The organism is Bradyrhizobium sp. th-b2, assembly GCF_000426785.1.
Taxonomy (GTDB): Bacteria; Pseudomonadota; Alphaproteobacteria; order Rhizobiales; family Xanthobacteraceae; genus Bradyrhizobium; species Bradyrhizobium septentrionale.
Map to the genome: position 1 here is coordinate 1 of NZ_AUGA01000167.1, position 5,308 is coordinate 5,308.

Annotated in this window: 1 protein-coding gene and 2 pseudogenes; 2 read left to right on the forward strand and 1 reads right to left on the reverse strand. The window is 59.2% G+C overall.

Annotated features, from left to right (window positions below):
- Nucleotides 1–198 (reverse strand): annotated as a pseudogene (locus K359_RS60570) (transposase); the annotation flags it as partial.
- Between the two features lie 602 nt (nucleotides 199–800).
- Here K359_RS60570 and K359_RS0146755 point away from each other — a divergent pair.
- Together K359_RS0146755 and K359_RS58460 are read left to right on the forward strand one after the other, a co-directional pair.
- Nucleotides 801–1,766 (forward strand): hypothetical protein, encoded by a 966-nt coding sequence (locus K359_RS0146755; protein ID WP_156929109.1) that lies wholly within the window; start codon nucleotides 801–803, stop codon nucleotides 1,764–1,766.
- 397 nt (nucleotides 1,767–2,163) lie between these two features.
- Nucleotides 2,164–5,308: pseudogene (locus K359_RS58460) on the forward strand (hypothetical protein); the annotation flags it as partial.

The following is a 5,308-nucleotide window of genomic DNA, read 5'->3' on the forward strand; positions in this document are numbered from 1 at the left end:
GGCTGTGCACGACCCGCGTCGGATCGCGCCGATCCGGGAACACCCGGGCCAGATTGTCGGCCAAGCCGAGACGCCGCTCGGCCATCGCCAGAAGCATCTCGCCCCCGTTCGAGGTCAGGCGACGCCATCGAAGGCCGCAGTGACTTTCTTGGCGTGAACGGTTGGAAACGAGAAGGGCAGAATCGTATCATCGGTCATGGCGGGCGTGGCGTTCGCGGTTGAAGGTGATGGGGTTGGCTTCGCAACCGAATCCTACGCCGCATCAGCGCTTACACCACGCTCGCCAGCCCTCAGGCGCACTCTTGCGAATAAGACGGGCTAGCTCGCGCGGGGCGCAGACACGCGCAAGATGATGTCCTGACGCGGCGTCACGGGAGCCGGCTCGTCAGGTTCTCGACAGCTTCCCCCACATAAACAGTGTGTCTCTAGGCGGCTACTGATCGCAGGGGAAGAACATTGGAGTGTCCGACTGCTTGGGCGGCGCGGTTGGTTGTCTGTTGCTGGGTCCGACGGCAGATCATGCCACAGTCTTGATCGCCTTGGGCTTCCTCGCTCATGAGATCCGAGTCTCAGCTCAGATGGGCCTAGATTTTCGAAAGTGAGAATGGATGGATTTCACCTCAACTAGTCCTTTGCAGCAACAATCGGGCAGCGCCGGCCCGCAAGAGAGCCCACCGGCGCCCTCCTCGGCAGACGCGGCGGCGTTTGAGCGGGAGCTGAGCGAGATCGACAATTCAGGGGGCCGTGTGCTCATGCAGGCTCACATACATCCACTCGGTGCATCGTCATCGGAGCCCATCATGCGTGCAAGCCGGCGCGAATACGCTCCGGCGTCGCAGGGTGGAGGCCTCAAGGCGATGTCGGGCGCCTCGGCGCTGCAGCCGGGCCAGTCGACTGGGGTATTGGTAGGTCACAGCAAGCACCCCCTTTATTCCGAGGATGCGCCCCTCATTTTAGGGCTTGAGAAGGCAATCATCAAGGGTGGGGCCGCCGAAACCACCGCAAAGGACAGTGTAGGTCATCTACTCAGATTCGGACGCTGGCTCTTTGAAAACAAAAAGAGGGCCATTGCTGCTAGGCTCGACGACGAGTCGCTGACCAATGATGTCCGGGAGTTCCCAGGAAAGGGTGATGCCAACAAGAGAATCCATACGGCAATACATCATCTCCGAACGTCCCAGTCGACGGGCGGAGTCGTGCCGATCGCAGGCCTCGCTACGCTGAATCCTCACCCCCAGGACGCGGCCCTCATCGAAGAGTACAAAAATGAAGCAGCGACAGATACCGCCAGGGTCTACGCAACTGCTCTTAAAATTTTCAGTGACTACCTGCGTGAAAACAACAAGAAGGGCATTGCTGGTCGGCTTTTCGACCGGGCGTTGGATGGAGATATCAAGAGCTATAAGAAGGACGCCGGTGGTCACAGGAACATCGGTGCAGCACTGGCTCATCTCCGAGCGTCGCCTGTGGGCGCCCGAGCGATAGAATTCGAGTGCCATATCCCAGCCGTTCCTCATTTCGAAGAAGCGGCCCTGCTGGAGCCGAGACACGTCAGGGATGCCGCTGCACAGCGCGTCGCAGGGAGCTGCCGGTTGGCCAGAGGAGCTTCCTGCGGAAGGCCACGAGCAGGGTTTGCTTTTGGGGGCGCCGAACGAGGCCGGCCCCTCGTCGCCTCTCGATCCAACCTTGCAAGTCGGTGCATTGCCGACGGAGGCGCAGCCCATCATGCCGGCGAGCGGGGACGAACGCACCTCAGCGCCGCATAGTGGAGACGGCGGGGGCCAGTCACCTTGGGCTTTCGTAGGCCGCATCGGGGAGCCTCTTTATTCCCCGGATGCGTCCCTTATCGAAGGGCTAAAGGCCACCCTCATCAAGCGCGGGTTCAAAGAGCGCTCCATCACCGATAATGTTAGGGCTCTTCTCAGACTCGGGCGTTGGCTCCTTAAAAACAACAAGGAGGGAATTGCTGCTCGTCTTGACCACGAGTCGCTGGATGAAGATGTCAAGGCGTTCGACAAAAGTCGAAACCGGCTCGTTCTGACAGCCCTCGGTCATCTCCGGACATCAGCAGGCGGAGTCGAGGACGCCGCTGCGCGGCACACCGCGTCGCAGGGAGCTGTCAGTCGGCCAGAGAAGCCCCCGGCGGAACGTCACGAGCAGGACATGCTTTTGGAAACGACGGGCGAGGCCGGCCCCACGTCGCCTCTCGAGACAACCGTGCAAGTCGGTGCACCGCAGGCGCAGCCCATCATGCAGGAGAGCGGGCAGCAATACGCTCCAGCGTCGCTGGTCAGAGGCGGCAAGGCGATGCCGGGCGCCTCGGCGCTGCAGGCGGGCCAGTCAACTTGGGCTTTCGTAGGTCACAGTAAGGAGCCTCTTTATTCCGAAGATGCGTCCCTTATCGAGGGGCTGACGCCGGCACTCATCAAGCGCGGGTTCAAGGAACGCACCGCCAAGTACAATATAGATTCTCTTCTCAGACTGGGACGTTGGCTCCTTAAAAACAACAAGGAGGGAATTGCTGCTCGTCTTGACCGCGAGTCGCTGGATGAAGAAGTCAAGGCGTTCGACAAAAGTGAGAAGCGGTTCGTCCTCACAGCACTGGGTCATCTCCGGGCCTCGCAGTCGACGGACGGAGCCGTGCCGATCGCAGCCCGCACTGAGTTCAATCCTTATCACCGGGACGCGGCTCTCATCAAAGAGTACAAAGCTACAATCATCAAAGAACACAAAAAAGGAGCAACGACTGCGTACAAATATGCAACTGCTCTTAGCAGTTTCAGTGAGTACCTGCGCAAAAACGACAAGCCGGGCATTGCTGCTCGGTTGTCTAACGATTCGCTGGATGAAGATGTTAAGGGCTATAAGAAGGACTCCGGTGATTACCGGATGATCGGTCCAGCACTGGCTCATCTCCGAAAATCGCCGGCGGGCGCTAAAGCGATCGAGCTCCGCCATATTCCCCCCGTTCCTAATCCTGAAAATGCCGTCCTTATGGAGCCAAGGCGCGTCGGGGACGCCGCTGCGCAGCACAGCGCGTCGGGGGAAGCTTTCAGTTGGCCAGAGGAGCTGCCTCCGGAAATCAACGATGAGGATCTGCCGCAGGCAGCTTCAAGTTGGCCAGAGGTGCTCCCTGCGGAAGATAACGATCGGGTGTCTCACGAGTCAACCGCGCGAGATGACCAGGTCCTGGATCCGGGAGATGCCTTTCGTTTCTCGAACTGGCGCGACGACCACCAGCAGTCCCCGGACGAGCTGATGAGTGCATTTGAAAGTAGCAACCTCCTACGAAGCGACGAGGTGCTCATTAACGATGAGCATGACAAAGCGGAGTTCAGAATAGCGAAGAAGCGCAGGACCATAAACAATCCGCAAAGCGGTCCGAGTGAGCGGCAGCTGGGCAAGATCGACAGTTCAGGCGTGCCGCAGGCCGATGGTGGGGCGATGCCAGGCGCGTCGGCGCTGCAGCCGGATCATTCGACTGGCGTTTTGGTAGGTGGCAGCAAGCGCCCTCTTTATTCCCAGGATGCGCCCCTTATTTGGGGGCTTGAGGACGCGCTCATCAAAGGGGGGGCCGCCGAGCTCACGGCCAAGAACAATGTAAATACTCTTCTAAGTTTCGGTCGCTGGCTCTTTGCAAACAACAAGCGAGAGATTGCTACTCGGCTTTACGACGAGTCGCTGACCAAGGATGTCGAGGAGTTCAAGGGGGGCGATCATACTAAGAACCTCCTTACAGCAGTAGGTCATCTCATGACCTCGCAGCTGATGGGCGGAGTCGTGCCGATCGCCGGCCGCGTCGACCTGACCCCCTATCCCGAGGACGCGGCCCTTATCAAGGAGTACAAAGCAAAAGCTGAGACCAAGGGCACTTCAAGTACCGCGGCGAGTTATGCAAGTATTCTTACCAATTTTAGTCACTACCTGCGTGAAAACAACAAGCCGGGCATTGCTGCTCGGCTTGAGGACACGTCACAGGATAAGCTGGATAAGGATGTCAGGGTCTATAAGGAAGAGGCCGGAGGTTACAGAGACGTCAACGCCGCACTGGCTCATCTCCGAGCCGGAGCGAGTAAACGCATCCGCCCTCCCTTTCACTCCGAGGATGCGCCCTTCATTTCAGGGCCTGCACTTGACAGGAGCAATCTCCTACGACGCAAGGAGGTGCTCATCAACGATGAGCATGACACAGCGAAGTTCAGAGCAGCGAAGAGGCAGCGGACCCTAAACAATCCACAAGGTCTTGCAATGACCTCCCAATCGGCAGACGGAGGCGCGCCGATCGCAAACCGCGCTGACCGGCTTCCTTATCCCGAGGACGCGGCCCTCATCAAAGAGTACAACGTTCAAGCGGCGACTAAGGGCACTGCAAGTACGGCTAAGACCTATGGAAGCATTCTTACCGGTTTTAGTCAGTACCTGCGTGAAAACAACAAGCCGGGCATTGCAGCTCAGCTTAAGCACGCATCGTTGAACGAATTGGACGAAGATGCCAAGGTCTATAAGGAAGAGGCCGGAGGTCACAAAGTCATCAACGCCGCACTGGCTCATCTTCGGGCCGGAGCGAGTAAACCCTCTTTTCATCCCGAGGATGAGCCGCTGATTTCGGGGCTCGCGGCCGCACTCATCGACGCGGGGTATGAGGACATCAGCGTCAAGACAAGCTATGCTCGTCCTCTTCGCAGATTCAGCCGGTGGCTATTTGCAAACAACAAGTCCGGAATCGCGGCTCGGATCAACGAGGAGTCGCTTGATGATGATGCCGAGGCGTTCGACAAAATTTCGAAGGGGGGCGTCCTTAGGGCACTAGATCGTCTCCGGGACTCGCGGTCGGCGACCGGAGTCGCTCCGCTCACAGTCCGCGCCCGGGGCGAGGCGGACGCCGCGGCGCAGTACAGTGCGCCCGAGCCAGCTTTCACTTGGCCAAAGAAACTTCTTGCGGAAGGTGACGATGATGATCTGCTTCGGGGGATGGTGGAAGTCGGGCCACCGTCCGAGGTGACCTTTCCTAAGCGAGCGCAGGAGATAGTCCAAGCTGGAGAGCAGGAACCTGCCAGGTCCACCTCGACCTGGTCGCCGCAGATGCCGCTCAACTTTGATTGGAGTATGTGGCCGACCTTCGACGCAGCACACTCTGCCGGGGTTCGCTCAGACACCTACGCCGGTCTTGAGGCAGCGGTTAATCCGAATCCGCCCACACCATTCGAGTTGCGTGACAATGCTTGGGCCTCGGCGCCTGACTTTCCGGCGCTGTTTGCCGGGCCAGTACCGGGTCATCACCAGGGCGCTCGACAGCCCGGCTCGCCGC